This window comes from Thermanaerosceptrum fracticalcis (assembly GCF_000746025.2).
GTDB classification, from domain to species: domain Bacteria; phylum Bacillota; class Peptococcia; order DRI-13; family DRI-13; genus Thermanaerosceptrum; species Thermanaerosceptrum fracticalcis.
The window spans coordinates 762,506-781,318 of record NZ_CP045798.1 but is presented as its reverse complement, the minus strand read 5'-3'; the positions used below and the strand labels follow the sequence as shown (position 1 = coordinate 781,318).

General features: G+C 45.1%; 21 protein-coding genes. 1 reads left to right on the top strand and 20 read right to left on the bottom strand.

The window, feature by feature from the left end; genetic code table 11:
• Window positions 1-55 precede the first annotated feature (55 nt).
• Genes BR63_RS04055 through BR63_RS04045 form a run of 3 tightly spaced genes read right to left on the bottom strand, consistent with a single transcriptional unit; the run spans window position 56 to window position 2,437 of the window.
• Complete coding sequence (locus BR63_RS04055) at window positions 56-748, bottom strand: hypothetical protein (RefSeq protein ID WP_034421442.1); 693 nt, start codon at window positions 746-748, stop codon at window positions 56-58.
• Window positions 726-1,904 carry an endonuclease Q family protein gene (locus tag BR63_RS04050; RefSeq protein WP_034421443.1) on the bottom strand — a complete coding sequence of 393 codons (1,179 nt, stop codon included), beginning with the start codon at window positions 1,902-1,904 and terminating at the stop codon, window positions 726-728. Before BR63_RS04050 ends, BR63_RS04055 begins: the two co-directional genes overlap by 23 nt.
• A complete protein-coding gene (locus BR63_RS04045; protein WP_034421445.1) occupies window positions 1,901-2,437 on the bottom strand; it encodes an NUDIX hydrolase in 537 nt (178 codons plus the stop codon). Before BR63_RS04045 ends, BR63_RS04050 begins: the two co-directional genes overlap by 4 nt.
• 78 nt (window positions 2,438-2,515) lie before the next feature.
• Between BR63_RS04045 and BR63_RS19715 the strand changes: the two genes are divergently transcribed.
• Window positions 2,516-2,638, top strand: a complete 123-nt coding sequence (locus BR63_RS19715; RefSeq protein WP_276568948.1) for a hypothetical protein — start codon at window positions 2,516-2,518, stop codon at window positions 2,636-2,638.
• Here the strand turns inward: BR63_RS19715 and BR63_RS04040 are convergent.
• From BR63_RS04040 to BR63_RS03960, 17 genes are all read right to left on the bottom strand, one after another.
• The gene (locus BR63_RS04040) at window positions 2,630-3,712 is read right to left on the bottom strand and encodes a DUF3866 family protein (RefSeq protein WP_034421446.1); all 1,083 of its coding nucleotides are present in this window, start codon (window positions 3,710-3,712) and stop codon (window positions 2,630-2,632) included. The two genes, BR63_RS19715 and BR63_RS04040, sit on opposite strands and share 9 nt — an antisense overlap.
• Window positions 3,713-3,765: 53 nt before the next feature.
• The gene (locus BR63_RS04035) at window positions 3,766-4,563 is read right to left on the bottom strand and encodes a hypothetical protein (protein WP_051965613.1); all 798 of its coding nucleotides are present in this window, start codon (window positions 4,561-4,563) and stop codon (window positions 3,766-3,768) included.
• Between the two features lie 5 nt (window positions 4,564-4,568).
• Window positions 4,569-5,234, bottom strand: a complete 666-nt coding sequence (locus BR63_RS04030; RefSeq protein ID WP_034421448.1) for a glycosyltransferase family 2 protein — start codon at window positions 5,232-5,234, stop codon at window positions 4,569-4,571.
• A gap of 16 nt (window positions 5,235-5,250) precedes the next feature.
• Entirely contained in the window at window positions 5,251-6,015 is a 765-nt protein-coding gene (locus BR63_RS04025; RefSeq protein ID WP_034421450.1) for a copper transporter, read from the bottom strand.
• 12 nt (window positions 6,016-6,027) lie between these two features.
• Entirely contained in the window at window positions 6,028-7,149 is a 1,122-nt protein-coding gene (steA, locus tag BR63_RS04020; RefSeq protein WP_034421451.1) for a putative cytokinetic ring protein SteA, read from the bottom strand.
• Window positions 7,150-7,343: 194 nt separating this feature from the next.
• The gene (gene spo0A, locus BR63_RS04015; RefSeq protein ID WP_034421452.1) at window positions 7,344-8,132 is read right to left on the bottom strand and encodes a sporulation transcription factor Spo0A; all 789 of its coding nucleotides are present in this window, start codon (window positions 8,130-8,132) and stop codon (window positions 7,344-7,346) included.
• Between the two features lie 234 nt (window positions 8,133-8,366).
• Window positions 8,367-9,740, bottom strand: coding sequence for a SpoIVB peptidase (gene spoIVB, locus BR63_RS04010; RefSeq protein WP_034421453.1), 1,374 nt, complete (start codon window positions 9,738-9,740; stop codon window positions 8,367-8,369).
• 219 nt (window positions 9,741-9,959) lie between these two features.
• The gene (gene recN / locus BR63_RS04005) at window positions 9,960-11,630 is read right to left on the bottom strand and encodes a DNA repair protein RecN (RefSeq protein ID WP_034421455.1); all 1,671 of its coding nucleotides are present in this window, start codon (window positions 11,628-11,630) and stop codon (window positions 9,960-9,962) included.
• A gap of 10 nt (window positions 11,631-11,640) precedes the next feature.
• Window positions 11,641-12,093 carry an arginine repressor gene (gene argR, locus BR63_RS04000; protein WP_034421456.1) on the bottom strand — a complete coding sequence of 151 codons (453 nt, stop codon included), beginning with the start codon at window positions 12,091-12,093 and terminating at the stop codon, window positions 11,641-11,643.
• 13 nt (window positions 12,094-12,106) lie between these two features.
• Window positions 12,107-12,676: a tRNA 5-(aminomethyl)-2-thiouridylate-methyltransferase MnmM gene (gene mnmM, locus BR63_RS03995; RefSeq protein WP_051965614.1), complete on the bottom strand. Its 570-nt coding sequence runs from the start codon at window positions 12,674-12,676 to the stop codon at window positions 12,107-12,109.
• The gene (locus BR63_RS03990; RefSeq protein WP_034421458.1) at window positions 12,669-13,538 is read right to left on the bottom strand and encodes an NAD(+)/NADH kinase; all 870 of its coding nucleotides are present in this window, start codon (window positions 13,536-13,538) and stop codon (window positions 12,669-12,671) included. The genes mnmM and BR63_RS03990 overlap by 8 nt, the downstream gene beginning before the upstream one ends.
• Window positions 13,539-13,542: 4 nt before the next feature.
• Window positions 13,543-14,079 carry a hypothetical protein gene (locus BR63_RS03985; RefSeq protein WP_051965616.1) on the bottom strand — a complete coding sequence of 179 codons (537 nt, stop codon included), beginning with the start codon at window positions 14,077-14,079 and terminating at the stop codon, window positions 13,543-13,545.
• A gap of 86 nt (window positions 14,080-14,165) precedes the next feature.
• Window positions 14,166-14,633, bottom strand: coding sequence for a YbaK/EbsC family protein (locus BR63_RS03980; RefSeq protein WP_207724764.1), 468 nt, complete (start codon window positions 14,631-14,633; stop codon window positions 14,166-14,168).
• Window positions 14,634-14,664: 31 nt separating this feature from the next.
• Window positions 14,665-15,474, bottom strand: a complete 810-nt coding sequence (locus BR63_RS03975) for a TlyA family RNA methyltransferase (RefSeq protein WP_207724763.1) — start codon at window positions 15,472-15,474, stop codon at window positions 14,665-14,667.
• Window positions 15,475-15,486: 12 nt separating this feature from the next.
• A complete protein-coding gene (gene dxs, locus BR63_RS03970; protein WP_034421462.1) occupies window positions 15,487-17,415 on the bottom strand; it encodes a 1-deoxy-D-xylulose-5-phosphate synthase in 1,929 nt (642 codons plus the stop codon).
• Between the two features lie 35 nt (window positions 17,416-17,450).
• Complete coding sequence (locus BR63_RS03965; protein WP_034421464.1) at window positions 17,451-17,894, bottom strand: divergent PAP2 family protein; 444 nt, start codon at window positions 17,892-17,894, stop codon at window positions 17,451-17,453.
• Window positions 17,895-17,923: 29 nt separating this feature from the next.
• Complete coding sequence (locus BR63_RS03960) at window positions 17,924-18,811, bottom strand: polyprenyl synthetase family protein (protein WP_034421466.1); 888 nt, start codon at window positions 18,809-18,811, stop codon at window positions 17,924-17,926.
• Window positions 18,812-18,813: the final 2 nt, after the last annotated feature.

Here is an 18,813-nt window from a genome sequence, read left to right as displayed (position 1 = left end):
AGCTTACCTCCTCCTCTCCCTAAATGTTATGAAGAAAAGGAGGTAAATATAACTACTAGTCCATAAATTGACAGTAACCCCTGGCGATGAACAGTTGGGCTAAATAGTGTACGGCCAGCACATCTTCCAAAGCATTACTGCTGGCGGCCACCAGGGTAATCGGTGACTTCTTGGCCATGGCTATAGCCCTTTCTACTCCCTTGAGGGCGGGTTCTACCCCTTTCATCCCCAGGGTACGGGCAACAGTAGCTGTGGTTATCATCCCTCCCAATTGGTAAACGGCATCATAGATCACACCACCTGCATCAGTTACGGCTACTGCAACTTTGTTATGCCAATGGGTGAATTTAGCAGTCTCCGCACCCAAATTGGGCCAGATCTCTCCTACCGGGAGTCCCTCATTTTCTACACCCCTGATGACATCTGCGGCATTGGCCTTTCTCTCCTCGCAGCTCCCAACCCGTGGTTCTGTTATGATAACCACTTCTGCTCCTTTATTTTTAGCCTCCCTTGCTGCCAATTGTCCGATGCGAAAAGGGTTAACTAACGTGTTACCGGAAGCCTTGGGGGAGGGGCAAGCGCCCCAGATACCTACTGCTCCTGCTTCTGTGACGGCCTCTAAGGTGGTGGACATACTGATGACATCTACGACTACAATCAAAGCACTCTTTTTAACTGCCTCCAAGGCCCCTGAAAGATTATAAGCAATGGTGAGACGGCTTCTTTCACTCTCCCATGATCCGGCCATACTTTCCCCCCGCGCCAGCTTCAAGTTTAAGTTTTCCTTCCCTTGCTTTCATGATTAATTCCACGACTTCGTTACTTACTATTTTAGCCAATTCTTCCGGCCCAACCTGGTGCAGGATGCTCATCTCGCTGCCAAAAGTGAGAAGAAGCTTTTCAATGGTTTTCTTCCCTACACCGGGTAAAAACGGTAAAGGTACTTGATAATAATAAGGTACAGTACCGAACTCCTTCTCACCGGGAGGAGCTAGGGCCATAATCCGGTCCAACACGCCCACGACCACATGTTCCCTGCTGCCGCAGAACGGGCACGCAGTGACGGCTTCATCTTGAAGAAGTGAAACCTGGCATTTGTTGCAGAAACTGCGGTGATATTTTCCTAACTGTGGATCCAGGCCATAATTTGCTTTAAGATACCTTCCCTTCTTTTTTTCCAGTAGATAGAGAAATTCGTTAAAAGTGGGCTCTTCCAGTACGACCAGGTTGTATTCCCGTCCAATTTTCTCTAAGGAATGAGCGTCAGAATTCGAGAAAAACACTCTCTCCCTTAATTCAGGCAGCAGCATAGCCATATTCCGGTCAGCCGACAAACCCAACTCCACTGCTTTGATTGACTCTGCTTCAGCACCAAAGACCTGGGTAAGGGAAGAAGCACAAGCCCCATAAACTCCCTTATGCGGTGTAAAAACATGGGCAGGAATAAAAATTCCTCCCATGCTCTTAACTACCTTTAGCAGAGTTAAAGCCGGCAGGTTGGTGGCCTGGGTACTTAATTGCGGGTTTTTCACGTGTACTGCCACAAAAGCAGCAAAATCCAGAAGACGGTCCAGGGTAGGAAAAAAGGCCAGATAATGAGCCCGGCAGCCGGAGTCTTCCTTGGCTTCCATTTCTATTCCTGTGAAAATGGTTATCTTTTCCCCGTAGCGAAAACCACCCTGGGAAAGGGGTGCAAGTTTACCCTCTTGGAGAAGCGCGCGTAAATCTGCCAGTACACCGGGTGAACCACAGTCTACTACACCTATCATATCAATTCCCTTACGGGTAAGACATTCATTGAGTATATTGAGGAGGGTTAAATCACGGCTGGCTGTAATCTTAACGGGCAGCCCGTCACCGGAACGGCCAATATGGATGTGTAAATCGAGATAAAAGTTCTTCATGTCTCTAGTCCTTTCAGTTTAACGAGCCACAAAACACCGATAATCGTCTTAGCGTCAATGATCTCACCGTTTTTTACTTTTTGATAAACTTTGGCCAGGGGTAGCTTAACATACTCTATAATTTCGTCAGGGTCAGGAGAAGCTTGTTTTTCTTGTAAATCGGTAGCCAGGTACAGATGGATAATTTCATTGCTAAAACCCGGAGCTGTATAAAAAGAAATTAACTTTTGCCAGTTTGCCGCCGTAAACCCCGTTTCTTCCGCAAGTTCCCGCTGTGCACAACGAACCAGGTCTTCTCCCCTTTCCAGTTTTCCGGCGGGAATCTCCCAGGTTATCCTCCCAATAGGATAACGGTACTGTTTCACCAGAAGAATTTCTTCCTGAGAAGTACATGCTAAAACAGCAACAGCACCGGGGTGCTGTACCGTATCCCGTATGGCCTTCTTGCCGTTACTCATTATCACTTCATCTTGCCGGAAAGTGATAAAAGAACCTTCTTTTTGCAAAAGAATTTTACTGAACTTTTCCTCCATACTGCTCTCCTCCTGTCATAAAAATATGGTTTATACATATACTGGTTATAAAAACCACAGGATAAGGGGGAAATCATCATGGTCATCACCAGCCGGGGGCTTTTTATGGTGGGCAAATCCCATGACATATTACTGCAATTACAATTGCTTCAGAAACAATACAATTATCTCAAACAAGTGCTGCAAATAAAACTACATTAATTCACAATTTACCCTCCTGGCGACTTCTTCTCCGGCCGCGGCCCCTGCTAAAAAAAATAGTGGATCTTCTTCATAGCTTCTACCCATATGAGACATCATAAGTCCTAATTCACAGGCCAATCTTATACCGTCGTGTCCTCGTCCCCAGATCAGCCGGTGTTTCTCCATGCCTTCTCTTTTGAGCTGAGTAAGGACGATTTCTTTTTGGCCATCATTAAGTGCCGGTAAAACAATAGAGGCAGCCCCCAGCGCTACTTTGCCCAGGGCTGTTAAGGTATGATGGCTGATGCCTAAATGACGTGTGCGTTTTTCAGCAAAACTCAGGCGCGGGATGCAATAAGCCACCCCGTCCAGGGTGGTTACCGCATTGATGATCTGTCCCACTTCTAAGGCCGTATTGCCCCAGGTAGTACCGGTTCCTACCACGCCGGGACCCATTAAAACAATAATGACATCAGCTTTTAATATCTCCTTGGCTGCCAGTAACCCGCTGTATAAGTTCACTGCCTCATAGTCACCACCAAAAGCATGCCCGGTAGTAACAGTGCCACACAGCAGAGAATTCTTCTTTAAGCTGGCTACAGCCTGACTTAGGGCCAAGGGCAGTGCCCCCCCGTCTGTCATGACATAGGCTATCTTAAGCCTGGGATTTACGGAGACAAGCCCGCAAACACAGGGAATAAGCATGCTGTGGAGAGAACCGCAAATCACAGGCGTCCCGGACAAAGACTGGACCCGGACCATTAAGGCATGGTGGGGACTATCAGGTTCTTCCACCGCACAAACTTTTAATTGTAAAGGGGTATAACGTAACTTCATGATGTGACCGGGGGTAGTGTACTTCACCTGCTGATCTTGTAGTTTGCCCATGACAAAGTGATACCCCCCGCTGCCTAGCTTTAAGTCAACAGCAGTAGTATTTAATAACACCTCATCATTAGGCTGCAATTGACCCGTTAAGAAAGGAAAAACGTAGGCTTTGGCCTCTGCGCCCTGTATCTCCACAAGGGCCTCTTCCAGCCCTTCGGTAATTTTTTTAAGAGACTTCACAGTCCCTGTTTGTCTGTTTAGCATTTTCATCACGCCTGTTCGGTAAAGTGTATGTAAGCCGTATAGCCTTAAGGCAATTATCTTCGCCCCCAGTGATCAATCATCCTTAAAAAATAGTTTCTTTCAATGAGCAGGCTTAACGAAATTTTTTCACTGACGATATGAATAACAATTAAGAAGATCACCAGGCTAAGCCTGACTATTGCCGGTGTATGTAAGAATAATATGCCCACCGTCATTCCCAGGGGGTTAGCCCCCGTATCACCCAGCATGGCTTTACCTTTTAAATCGTAATGAGCATAGGCAAAAACAATCCCGGTTACGGCAGCTGCCAACCAAAGTACCGAAATCCGTAAGAAAACGGCAACTGAGACAAAAAAGAGGGTTCCTTTGAGGGCTCGCCCCGGCCTTAAATCCAGTAGGTTTATAAAATTTACGCTTAAAACGATTATAAGCCAGTTCATTACCGCGTAGAAGCCACTGTCACCGCGTACTAAGATAAGCCAGAAAGCGAGTACTCCTGTACCCAAAGCCTTTACAACGCCCGTACTCAATTTTTTCTCGCGCCAAAGAAAGAAAAAATGACCTTTTAAACCTTTTTGCCGGTTATCTCCCAGGAGATCGTCGAGCAAGCCCAGCAAGGTAACACCAAATATAGCGAATAAATAGACACTGATTTCAGGATTTTTTCCCATCCAGACCAAGGGGAAAGTAGAGAGGCACAAGACTACAGGAATAATAATACCAGCAACGGCCGGTATTATTTCCCCTTGCCAGTTTCTCTTTGTGGCACCGCCTCGCATCAATAATTCCAGAAAATAGGGGAAAAGCATTCTTGTTATCATAAAACTGGTTGCTGCAACCAATAAAATCAATATGGTCACCTCAAAGCCCGGCAGGTTAAAGTTGAACAGATATCATACATTTGTTTTCCCCGGTGTTTAAATCCGGCCCAGTTGCGTCCCGGAGGTGAATGGGACATATCCGTATCAACCTCTAAGATCCGGTAACCTTTCCTGAGGGCATCTATGGTCATCCCTACCTCCAGGCCAAACCGTGGGGAAAAAGGTAATAAATCCTTCACCATGTCTTTCCACATGGCACGCTGTCCCGAAAGTGGGGCACAAACATCCTGTCTCGTCAAGAGTTTTATCCCCCACTGGGCTGTTCTCTTGGCAAGGCCAAAACCCTTTCCGCTTTTCCCGGGTTTAAATTTGGCTATGGTCATATCGGCAGTACCAGCCCTAAGAGGTTCGATTAAAAGTACGGCTTCCTGTACGCTAAAGCCCAAATCTGCATCTAGGAACATAATAATGTCTCCCGAAACATAAGCTAAACCAGACATGAGCGCATACCCTTTGCCCCTGTTTTTGGGTAAGCGCAGTAGGTTTACTCCCCATTTGCAGGCAATCAGGGATGTTCTATCCCGGGAACCGTCATCTACCAGCAGTATTTCTTCAAGACCCTGCATTTTCGTTAAAGCTTCCAGGGTTAGAGAGAGACTGCCCTCCTCGTTATAGGCGGGAATAAGCACTGAAACGGACAAATAACCCTACCTCCTTTTACTGGTTAAATGCCGGCAAGATAAAATCAGCCGTGGCTTTAATTTCATAGTGCCCGTGATAACCTGCCATGGCCAGGATGAGAGCAATTTGTCCCGGTACTGTGTTGATATCATCAACTGTTGATACTGTAAACTCCTTGTATAAACGATCATTTACAGGATAACCCGTACTACCTTTTACCACATACACGGGTATACCCTGTCCCTGTAACTTCTGGAGTAAAATTTCTTCAATTCTCTGCGCTAATGTAAGATTAATACCGGCTGTATTCAAATAACCGTGAGTGATAAGAACACAATCCACTCTATCTCCCGTCCCTCCCAGAGCGCAGACTAAATCATCGATTCTTTCACTATCTGCATAAAGATCTGGGGAAAATTTGGTATAAGAAATAATCTCAGCACCGGCAATTTTAAGATTATAGAAAAACTGTTGGGGTATTTCCATGTCACCATTTTGGATAATGGCGATCCGCTTAGCCGGCAACTTATCTTTAAGCACGTAGGGAATGGATTCCTCCGCATAACGTTTATAAAGCTGGGCTGTTTCCTGTATGGCTGTCAACTGTTCTTGGTATTTTTTAGCCTCATTTTTTAAGGCTTCATAATCACCCTCAAGCTTACTCACCATGCTTTCCTGCTGCTCAACTATCTCCGCTACCAGGCTTTCGCCCACAATAGTACTACCGATAAAGATGCCCAAACCAAGGGCAAGAAAAACGGCAACCAGAGAGGCTACATGATATCTGATGTCAATAATCACATTAATTCCTCCCTAGATTCCTAATAAAAATCTGAACTTAAGCAAAAGGAGCCGTCCATATTGCGAGAGGGCCGTTGATACTGAGGCTATAATGAGAAAAGGAATAAAACTTGCTGCTACTACCTGTAAAACATGTCCAAAACCAACACTCTTACCATAAAGCTTACTGACTCCTTTAGCATCCACCAGGACGCTGCCTACTTTCATACGGGTTAAAAGTGTACTGGCCATCCCTCTTCTTCCCTTTTCCAGGAAGTCAATCATATTGGAGTGGGTACCTACCGCCACAATAAGTTCTGTCCCCGCTTCATAGGCCAGAAGCATGGCTACATCCTCACTGGTTCCCGGTGCAGGAAGAATGGTTGCCGGTAAATTCATCTTTTTGATCCGCTCATATCCCGGAGCACGGCCATTGGGGTAGGCATGGACAATAATCTCCGCACCACAGTTGAGGGTGGCATCACTGATACTGTCCATATCACCGATGATTAAATCTGGTTTATAACCGCATTCAATTAACGCATCAGCACCCCCATCCACACCTACCAGGACAGGTCTCACTTCATCAATATAAGACTTAATGGCCAACAAATCTTCACGATACGTTTTCCCCCTGATGACAATGAGCGTGTGCCTGTTCTTAAATTTTGTTTTAAGGGAACAGGGAACAATAAGATTTTTTAAGATCAGGTCCTGCTCCATCCGGGCATATTCCAAAGTATTATCCACAAACTTTTCTAGAACATGGTCAATATTGGCCCTGCTTAATTCCATCATTCTCGTAATAGTTTCTTTTGTTTGCCTGACACCGATGGCGTACAATTCCCCATTCACAAATATCCTGTTCTGCTCTATTTCCACAATCTCATCATCTTGTAAAGAAAGAATATCAGAACCCACGTTATCAATAAGGGGGATGTTATGGTTAAGGAGGGCCAAAGGCCCCAGGTTAGGATACTTGCCGGTAATGGAAGGTTTGACATTAATGACTGCTTTAACCCTGGCCTTGATAAGCGAAAGGGCAGCCACCTCATCTAAGTCGGCATGATCGATGACGGCAATTTCATAAGGTTGTATTCTTTTAACAAGATTTTTGGTTTTCCGGTCTACTTTTACTTTTCCTTTAAGTGTCATTTTACTTGTTATTTCCCTATATCACTCTTTGTTTTTATTATGTGCCCCCTTGACTTAAAATTTCCCCTGTCAACCCTGGTAATAGTTGCATAGCGAGACTAGGCGCGCATGCGACGTAGCGAGACTTGTGCCTGTAGTACAAAGAAAACAACAAAAAAGCCACCTAAATAAAAGATGGCTTGTAATAAAATTCTTTAACTGACTTTGGTGCCTATGCGCAGTTTGTCAGCAACCATGGCGATAAATTCTGAATTAGTGGGCTTCCCGCGCTGGAGGTTAATGGTATAGCCGAAGAATTTATTCATCATTTCTACGTTACCACGATCCCAGGCAAGTTCAATGGCGTGCCTGATGGCTCTTTCCACACGGCTTGGTGTGGTTTGGTATTTTTCCGCAATCATGGGATACAATTCCTTAGTAACAGCCCCCAGGAGATTAACCTCATTGATCACCAGTAAGATGGCATCCCTTAGGTATTGGTAGCCTTTAATATGGGCGGGGACACCCATCTGGTGGATAATATTCGTAACTTCCACATCCATGCTTCTTGTTCTCACCGGCGGCTGGTAAGGTGCAGGTGTACTGGGCTTACTGGTAGCCGTATAACCGGTGCCTAACTGGCGTACCCTGTTGGCTAGGGTATTCAAATCAAAGGGTTTCAGTATAAAGTAATCGGCTCCCAATTCTACCGCTCTTTGGGTCATAGACTCCTGACCGAAAGCCGTCAGCATAATGACTTTCGGTTTATGACCGAAATCAGATTGATTCATTTTCTCCAGAACCCCTATGCCATCTAAATGGGGCATTATTATATCCAGAACCATTACGTCCGGATTCTTGTTGTTCATTAAATCCAGGGCTTCCAACCCATTGTAGGCCACGCCTACAACAACCATATCGTCTTGTTTTTGAAAATAATCGGTTAAAATGTCTACGAAATCCTTATTATCGTCTGCAATTAAGAGCTTAGTCATTTTATGCATTTTTTCCCCTCCTGAAAATCTAAAGTTCTTAGTGTAATTTGAATTCGACAAATTGGATAATATATCCTGCAATATACTTCCAATTAACTGCAAATGTTTGCAAATTATTTTTCCCTAAATGTCGGGTTAAAATCTAAGAATGCCTAATAATTAAGACACAATCTACTATTTTTTTACAAAATATTATGTAATTCGCAATATCTGTTATTTTTATGCTCCAAATTCGTAATTGTTTTAATTTGGTAAAAAATAAATAGATTTCGCAAAAAAACCTTGAGGCCCCTGCCCCAAGGTTTTTTGCTGCTCTTGTAAAATACCGGCTTCAAAGAGCATATTTTCAATAAACACACCGTAACCTCGCGTAGGATCATTGACAAAAACATGAGTAACGGCACCAACGATTTTGCCGTCTTGAATAATAGGGCTGCCGCTCATTCCCTGGACGATACCGCCTGTATGATTTAGCAATTTTTCGTCAACAATACGAATAATCATATTCTTTCCATCAGCTCGTCCTGGCATAATTTTCTCAATCAAAATATTGAACTGTTCTATCTCTTGACCCTTCACTACCGTCAGAATCTGGGCATTTCCGGTGTGAATCTGGTTGAAATAAGCTGTGGGTAACGGGTCTTTGTATAAAGGATTGAATATGTCTTTACTCATAATACCGTATATTCCGCAGTTTTCGTTTTTTTCGATGTTTCCAAATTCGGTATTTTCAAGAAAGACACCAACTTTTTCTCCCGGTACACCACGTTTGCCCATTTGGATGTCTTCAATGGAGGCACTTAAAATTTTCCCCTGACGAATATTTAATTTTTGGCTTGTTTCCCCATCTGTAATGACATGCCCCAGGGCACCGTATTTTTTCGTTACCGGATCGAAGAAAGTTAGAGTTCCTACACCACCGGCATTGTCCCTGACAAATAAGCCAATACGATAAGATTTTGTATCCGTACAATACTGAGGATAGACCACCCGCTTATATAGTTTACCGTTTCTTTTGATTACAATGGTAGCCGCCTGTTTCTGCTGTCCGATTTTATTAATGAGTGTACCTACCTGATCATCCGTCATTACCTTTGTACCTTCGATTTCCAAAATAATATCTCCCACTTCGATATCAGCCTCTTTGGCAGGAAGCCGGGGTTCAGAGCTCTCATTTAGTACGGGAGAATGCCCTACAACCATTACGCCTTCGGTTCTAAGCAGTACACCAATGGAATGTCCGCCAGGCACTAAGGTAAGATTGGGTAACACATCAACATTAATTTTCTTTAAAGGGATAAAACCAAAAAGCCTTAATTCCAGACTGACTTTTCCCGGTTTAGTGACAACTGGTTTGTCGGAACCTAAAATGTAACTGCTTTTTTCTAATAATTCCCCACCTTTGAGTTTAAGAAGTTTTTCTTCATCTTTCACCCTAACATCTATGGTATTGAGAATGGTTAGGGGAAATTTCAGTGGCAGCTCCAGGGTTTCTCCCACGGCTATCAGTTGTTTATCTTGCAGTGAAAAAAAGCTTTGAGCTTGTGGTGTAAAAGAACTTGCCACTACTAATATCGATAAGAAAACTCCCAGGATTTGCCTCTTTTTTTTCAGCATACTTTATCCTCCTTATGCCGGCAAATCCTTCCTCTCTCATCTTAAGTTTTTGATGATTTTAAAGTGTCCTGAGTTGAATTCTTTTATGTTTGGCAGCTTAGCAAAAAAGGTGGTGTTTGTGTTTAAATCCACCATTACTCATAAAAGATGTTAGGTATAAGAGAAAAAACGCAAAATAAATAAAGCTCCCGGAAAAGGAGCTTGTAAAAAATACCAATTCTATCTTTTTTTCAAGATTTGTGAAGCATGCTTCCGTAAATCGGCTGTCTGCTTATCCCCACCTAACATACGGGAAATCTCATCAACTCTTTCCAATTCACCTAATATTTTTACCGTCGTTCTCGTCCTGCCTCCTTCCACCTTCTTTTCTAAAAAGAGGTGGTGATCGGCTAAGGCAGCGATAAGAGGCGAATGGGTTACACAGATAACCTGCTGGCTTTTGCTGATTTTTTCCAACTTTTCGGCAACTTTCTGGGCAGCCTTCCCGCCTATCCCTGAATCTATTTCATCAAAAATGAGTGTCCCCACGTCATCCAAATCGGCCGTAATTGTCTTCAGGGCCAGCATGATGCGGGAAAGTTCCCCTCCAGAGGCGATTTTGGCAACGGGTAAGAGCGGTTCTCCCGGGTTGGGTGAGATATAGAACTCGATCTTTTCCATACCCAGGGGTGCAGGTTCGCTAGGTAAGAAAGTCACTGAAAAATTTGCATGGGGCATGGCTAATTCTTTTAGTTCCCTGATGACTTTCTCTTCCAACTCTAAAGCTAATTTTTTTCTGGCCGTAGACAGTTCCAGCGCTGCACACTCATAAGTCTTCCAGGCGGTGGTAACTGAGTCTTCCAGTTCCAGAGCCCTCTCTTCACTCCACAACCAGGTCTTCAATTCTCGTTCCGCTTTTTCGGCATAGGCAATCACATCTTCCAGGGAAGGACCGTATTTTTTCGTAAGATCTTTGAGGTATTGGAGGCGCTTTTCCACCTGTTCTAATCTGGCAGGTGAAAATTCAATGTTTTCCCGGTAATTGCGCAGTTCACCGGCAACTTCCTCAATGACATACAAGCATGGCTCCAATTGATTGAGCAAATTTTCTAAAACAGGGTCTAGCCGGTTTAGCTCTTGTAAATTAATTAAAGCTTTACTTAAAAGATCATAGACTGATTGTCCTCTTTCACCGCTAAAAAGTTGGTTATATGCTAAATTAACGTAGTTGGCGATTTTCTCCCCATTAGCTAAAAGATTGGCTTCCCGTGCCAGTTCCGTGTCTTCACCGGGTTTTAGCCTGGCCTCTTTTATTTCATTAATCTGATAGGTGAGAAAATCTATTTTCTGCAGGCGCTCATGTTCTTTTTCCCGTAAATAGAATAATTCTTTCTTTAGCGACAGCCATGTTTCATATTTTTCCCGGACATCTTTCACCAGTTGCAGGTGCTCGGCCCCCCCGAGATTGTCCAGGATAAAAAGATGTTTTTCCGGCTGCAACAGGGATTGATGGTCGTGCTGGCCATGAATATCGATAAGACCGGTGCCAATGAGCCGATAGTTTCCCAATGTTACGATTCTTCCGTTTACACGACAGGTGTTTTTACCGTTGAGGGAGATTTCTCGTGATAAAACCAGGTAATCCTCCTCTGCCTCAATCCCTAACTCACTAAGTATCCCGTATGCCGGATGATGAGGAGGTAAAGAGAAAATACCCTCGATAAGGCACTTCTCTGCCCCCTTACGGACCATCTCCGTCTGGGCCCGTCCTCCCAAAAGGATAGTTACGGCATCGATGATAATAGATTTACCTGCCCCCGTTTCTCCCGTAAGAACATTAAAATCAGGGGCATAATCAATTTGTACCTCCTCAATGAGGGCAAAGTTCTTAATCAGTATACTCTGCAGCATACACAAACACCTACTCCATTAATTCTCTTATTTTTTGCATAAGAGCCGGGACTGCAGCGGTGGGTTTAACCACAAGAAGAATGGTATCATCACCCGCCACAGTACCAATGACTTCCTTCCAGTTGGCAGCGTCTATGAGGGAGGCTACACCGTGGGCATTACCGGGATAGGTTCGTAAAACCACGATATTTTCACTATAATCCATGCCAGTAACCAGTTCCTGCATCATCCGCCTTAAGCGGTCTTCGTTTTGCACAATTCCTTGCTCGTTAGGAACCCCATATTTATAGCTGTTCTGGCCTGTGGGAATTTTGACCAGGCGAAGTTCTTTAATATCCCGGGAAACGGTGGCCTGGGTAACTTCAAAACCTTCATTGCGTAGAGCTTCGGCCAACTCCTCCTGGGTAGAGATAATGTTGTTTTGAATGATTTCGATAATTTTTTTCTGCCTGCGTGTCTTCAAAAGGATTCCTCCTTTATTTAACCATCTTATAGAGCAACATTAAATACGGTCCACTCTGTGTACCGTTTATTTTTTGCCATTTCAGTACATGCCAGGGCGGAGAAGCCAGGCTTTTTACGAAACATTCCACTTCCTCCGCTTCAGACAAACCACCGGGATGACCACTATAGACCATGAGGGAAATGACGCCTTCTTTACTCAACAAATGAGTAGCCTGTTCCAGGGAACTTATAGTGGTTGTCCCTTGGGTAATGATACTTTTATCCCCGCCAGGCAGGTAACCCAAATTATACATGACACAACGTACCTGCTCTTTAATATATTGACCGATTTTTTCATGACCGTCATGAATAAATTCTACCTGGGCCAAACAATTGTGTTGTGCCAGAAGGCGCTCCGTTTTTTTGAGGGCCTCCTCCTGTATATCAAAAGCATATACCTTTCCCCGTATTCCTACCAGCTTGGCTAGAAACAGGGTATCATGACCGTTGCCGGCAGTGGCATCCACGACAACATCGCCTTCCCTGACCATCTCCCTTAAAAGCATATGGGCCACGACTGTGGTACGTAGTAATTTACTCATAAAAACTTCGTCCTTCGGCTTTTAGTTTTTCCCGTAAGATGGAGAAAAAGCTTTGCCCCTTAATCCTTATTAAGCGTGTGATAAAAGGAGCCTTACTGACAAAGATTTCATCACCGCTTAAAAGTTCAAAACTGCTTTGCCCGTCGATGGTGAGCATAGAGTCGGGCTGCTGGTTCATGACCACAACCCTGGTGGTTTTTTGGGCGGGAATCACCAGGGGCCTGGCGTGTAAGGTATGGGGACAAATGGGTGTTAAGAGCGTAACCTCTATTTCCGGGTAAACAATAGGTCCTCCCGCCGAAAGGGAATAGGCAGTGGACCCCGTTGGGGAAGCCAGTATAACCCCGTCGGCCGTATAGGTGGTAACAAACTCCTGGTCTACAAAAATATCCAGGGTAATTAAACGCGCCATGGGGCCTTTATTAATCACCACATCATTAAGTCCAATATAGGCAGCTACAGGCTGCTGTCCACGCGTTACCTTAGCCTCAAGCATCATGCGGTCCTCTATGTAAAAATCACCTTGTAATAACCGGGTCAAAGCTGTTTCAACTTCACTCAGTTCAATTTCTGTGAGAAATCCCAATGTCCCCATATTGATGCCCAGGATAGGAACACCGTAGGGAGCCATCATTCGTGCAGCTCGCAAAAAAGTGCCGTCTCCACCTATAACGATTACACACTGCACCAGCTTTCCCCAGTCAGTGACATTGCCAGGCCTATTGATGCCTATCATCCTGCTGTCTTCCTCGGGGGCATAGACAGCAATCCCTCTTTCCTTAAACCACTGTAAAAGCTGTTTGGCCAAGGAGACAGGCTGTTTCTTGCGCGTATTTAAAACAAAGCCGACGGCTGAGAGCATAAGATTATCCTCCAATGATATATTTGTACAGGATAAAACCACAGGCAAAACCAAACAAAGCGGTAATCACCAAGAGGGGGATCGTGGTGTATCGCTCCAAAGGCCCACCGGTAGCAAATGATATTTCATGAAGCTTTTTATGTTCCATATCCAAAAGCAGTATGCCGGAAGTCCGGTAAGCCAGGTAATATTCCAGAAGCTGCCGTCTGGTCTCCGCCAGGGTTGGTTTTATGGCATACTTGCCGGTTTTTACTTCAGCTACATAACTTTTACCATTTTTCTTTACCAGAAAATCTACTTTAAGCGTATTGGTATAGGGTGTGCCGTCAACCCACGTGGTGATGCTTTTTTTCTCCTGAATGCCGATGATTGCATAACCCCGCTCCTCTAAATATTTGGCAGCGGCCAGTTCACCCTTCCTTGCTTTCTTTAATCTTAGCTTAAGAATGAGCCTTTTATACAACTTGTTAAAATAAAATATAACAAAACCACCCAGGAGTATTCCTAAAATAAAAATATCGGTTTGGTTCATGTTTTCCACACCCTCTTTTCTCCTATTCGACAATAAGGCAAAACTTCCCTCTTTTCACTATGAAATAAAAAAGCGTGCCTGGCACGCTTTTATTGTTAGCAGTAGCATACATCACACATATTACCCCTGGTAGCTGTCATTAATTGAGGCACAGTAATAGGTACCGCGGAATTGGCAGTACCGGCAGCGGCGTAGACTACGGGAAACCTTTCAAGGCTTACATCAATGAAAACGGGAATCGTTACAGGAACAGCAAAAGGACAAACACCGCCCGGAGGGAAACCCGTTAAGGCTAAAGCCTCTTCTGCCGAGGCAAAGCGTGGCTTAAAACCCGCAACTTCCTTTAGTTTCTTTTGATCCACCTTCATATCGCCACTGGTTACCACCAGTACGGCCTGACTATCTTTACCCACAAACACCAAGGTTTTGGCAATCTGCCCCACCTCAACCCCTAAGGCCTGGGCGGCCAGCTGGGAGGTATGGGTGCTTTCATTAAACAAGATGATTTCCAGGGAGAAAGGCAGTGTCTTCATATACTCCCTGACCTTTTCCAAAGGGGACACCTTGATTTCCTCCTTAACCATGAAAATATGCTTATTTTAAGTTGCGATGGGCTTCATTGACGACTTCTTCTATTTTTTGCGGCCAGTGAATAGCCGAGGGAAGCCCCCCCTTCTCCAACCACAACAGATATTCAATGTTACCCTCTGGCCCCGTTATAGGTGAAAAATCGAGACCCCGGGGAATAAACTCTAACTCAAAAGCTGCCTGTATAATCTTTTCAATTACTTCCTTATGGATAGCCGGATCTCTTACTACACCTTTTTTGCCCACTTTTTCCCGGCCTGCTTCAAACTGGGGTTTGATTAAAGCCAGGACCCAGCCCCTTTCCTTTAAAAAAGGCGTCAGCACGGGTAAAATTTTTTCCAGTGAAATAAAGGAGACATCAATAGTGATAACATCTACAGGTTCCGGAATGATCTCAGGGGTTAAGTACCTGGCATTCATTCTTTCTAAATTTATTACCCGGGGATCCTGCCTGAGTGACCAATCCAACTGGCCATAGCCCACATCAATGGCATAAACTTTCCCGGCGCCATTCTGTAAGGCGCAGTCGGTAAATCCACCGGTGGAGGCACCGATATCCATGACTACTTTTTCTTGCAAGTCCAAAGAAAACACGCGTAAGGCTTTTTCCAGTTTCAAGCCCCCACGGCTAACATAAGGCAGGATACTCCCTTTGATTTCCACAAGACTTGTACTGTCCACCAGTGTCCCCGGCTTATCAATCTTCACTTGGTTCACATATACCAGACCTGCCATAATTAAAGCTTTGGCTTTCTCCCGGCTGGGAGCCAGGGCTTTTTCAACTAACAGCAGGTCCAAACGTTCCTTTTTCATCATTCATCCCTGTCATCAGCCTTGTTTATAGGCGAAGGTTAATGGCACTTTTTGCGGCTTTACTTTTTGTTCCGGCAAAGCAAAGTGACTTACAATTTGTTCAGCTATTTTTTCCGGCGTAAGCCCAATGGCCTCCTTTAAGATGTCTACCTTCCCATGGGTGACAAATTGGTCCGGAACGCCAATGTTCAATACTTTAACACCGTTGATACCGGAGTTTGTCAATAATTCCAGGACCCCGCTGCCAAACCCGCCGGCAATGACATTTTCTTCCATGGTCACCAAGCAGGGGTGGGTTTGGGCCAATTCAACGATTAATTCCTGGTCTAAGGGCTTGATAAATCTGCCGTTAACCACTGTACAACGGATACCTTTATATTCCAGGATCTTTTTCACCGTTAAGGCGGGATACACCATAGAACCCACAGCGAGGATAGCCAAATTGTCACCTTTAGCCAGGACTTCCCCTTTCCCCCAAGGAAGGAGCCTAAAATCCTCGCTGATATCCACACCTATGCCGGCGCCGCGGGGGTAACGTACGGCCACGGGCCCGTCATACTGTAAAGCGGTATAAATCATGTGACGGAGTTCTTCTTCATCTTTGGGTGCTAACACAGCCATCCCAGGGATATGTCTCAGATATGAATAATCAAAGACGCCATGGTGGGTGGGTCCATCCTCACCTACAAGACCGCCCCGGTCAATGGCAAAAAGCACAGGTGCTTTTTGCAGGCAGACGTCATGAAGGATCTGGTCATAAGCCCTTTGCAGAAAAGTAGAATAGATAGCCACTACCGGCCGCAACCCCTCCAGAGCCATGGCGGAGGCCATGGTCACAGCATGCTGTTCGGCAATCCCTACATCATAAAAACGTTGAGGATACTTCTTAGCAAAAGAGTTTAGTCCCGTCCCTTCGGGCATAGCTGCGGTGATGGCAATAATACGCTGGTCTTTTTCGGCCAGCTCGGTGAGGGCTTCACTAAACACACTGGTATAAGACGACGGCCCCGGATTCTTAATAATACAGCCCGTTTTTAGTTGAAAAGGAGCAACGCCGTGAAAGACAGCGGGATTACAAACAGCCGGTTCATATCCTCTCCCCTTTTGGGTAATGACATGAAGAAGCACCGGCCCTTTAAGTTTTTTCGCTTTCCGTAACACCATAGAAATTTCAGGGATATTATGCCCATCAATAGGGCCTAAATAGGTAAAGCCCAATTCTTCAAATAAAATTCCCGGTACTAAGAGATATTTCAGGCTGTCTTTTACCCTTTCCACAGCTTTCACCACAGTAGACCCAATGGCCGGCACTTTTTTCAAAATATACTCAATATCCTCTTTTCGTTTCGTATACATGGGGTCTGCCCGTAAACGGCTTAAATAGGAAGACATGGCCCCCACATTCTGGTCAATGGACATTTCATTATCGTTTAAAATAACTAATAAATCTGCCCCTAAATGACCGGCATGATTTAAGGCTTCAAAAGCCATCCCTCCGGTCATGGCTCCATCGCCGATAACGGCCACCACTTCATAATCCAGGCCCAGTTTATCACGGGCCTGGGCAAATCCCAAAGCTGCCGAGATGGAGGTGCTGCTGTGTCCCGTAGCAAAAACATCATGTGCACTCTCCTCCCGTTTGGGGAAACCTGATATTCCTCCATACTGGCGCAGCGTGGAAAATTCTTCTCTCCTGCCCGTTAAAATCTTATGGACATAAGATTGATGCCCCACATCCCAGACAATTTTATCCTGGGGAGAATTATAAACATAATGCAGGGCTAAGGTCAATTCCACCACACCCAGGCTGGGGGCAAGATGTCCGCCTGTAACCGAGACAGTCTCCAGGATTAATTGTCGAATTTCTTTGGCGATTTCATTTAACTGCTCCATAGAATATTTTTTAATGTCTTGCGGTTTATTAATCTCTTTGAGTAGTCCCATCTCATTCACCTGCCTCTTAACCCGCAATAGGAACACTAAAAAAACAGGCCAACCAAAAGCCCCAGTAAAGCGCCCATTAATACTTCGAAGGGGGTATGCCCGATAAGTTCTTTGAGACGTTCTTCTGATATTTGTGTGCCATGGTAGATATCACTAATAATCTGATTGATCACTTCGGCTTGTTTTCCGGCAGCCCTGCGCACACCGGCGGCGTCATACATCACTATGGCGGCAAAAGCAAGAGCCATGGCAAAAATGGGAGAATCCCAGCCCAGGTCTTGTCCGATGCTGACTGCCAAAGCAGTAACAAGGGCGGAATGGGCACTGGGCATCCCGCCGGCACCAACGGAGCGCATCAAATCCAGTTTTCCATGAACAAACACAGTGGTAATGACTTTGAGAATTTGGGCAATAATCCAGGCAGAAAAGGTTACCTTAAAAACATGATTATTAGCAATACCGTGGAAAAAATCTTGCATCTATCTCCATCCAATCCTTACCTAGCGTTTTACGTTTCCCGTTCATAGAGATACCTGGCTAATAACTCCAGCGGCTTTGTCTCACCAGGCAGTGGTTTCAGGCTGGCTACCGCCTTTTCTACCGCTTCTTTAGCCAGTTTTCGTGATTCTTCCAGTCCATAAAGCACAGGATAAGTGGCTTTTCGATTTCTGGAATCACTACCCACGGGTTTACCTAACTTACTTTCTTCCCCCACCACATCCAGAATATCATCTGTGATTTGGAAGGCCAAACCAAAGTTCTCGGCGTAGTTCGTTAAGGCCTCAAGGTACAGAGGTTCGGCTTCAAACAACAAGGCGCCCGCCCGCAAGGAAGCGCGGAACAGCGCTCCCGTTTTGTGGCTGTGGATATAAACTAAGGTCTTTTCATCAATATTCTTACCTTCTGACTGCAGATCTACTACTTGTCCACCAATCATGCCTAAAGTTCCCGAGGCTCTTGCAATTTCACCTATCACCTGGAGCACACTCTGGGCATTAAAGTTAGCATATCCATAGCGGGCCATCACTTCAAAGGCCAGGGTAAGCAGAGCATCACCGGCTAAAATAGCTATCCCTTCACCGTAAACCTTATGATTGGTGAGCTTGCCGCGGCGATAATCATCATTGTCCATAGCCGGGAGGTCATCGTGAATAAGGGAATACGTATGTATCATTTCTAAAGCACAAGCTATTGGCAAGAGCTTATGGCTTTCTCCCCCCACGGCCTCGGCCCCTGCCAGGCAGAGAATGGGCCTGAGCCTTTTACCTCCGGCAAACACGCTGTAGCGCATGGCTTCGTGTACAACATTAGGGTATACAGCCTCCTGGGGCAGCAGGGCCTGTAACGTTCCCTCGACTACTTGGGCTCTTTCTTTTAGGTAGCATTGCAAATCCACGC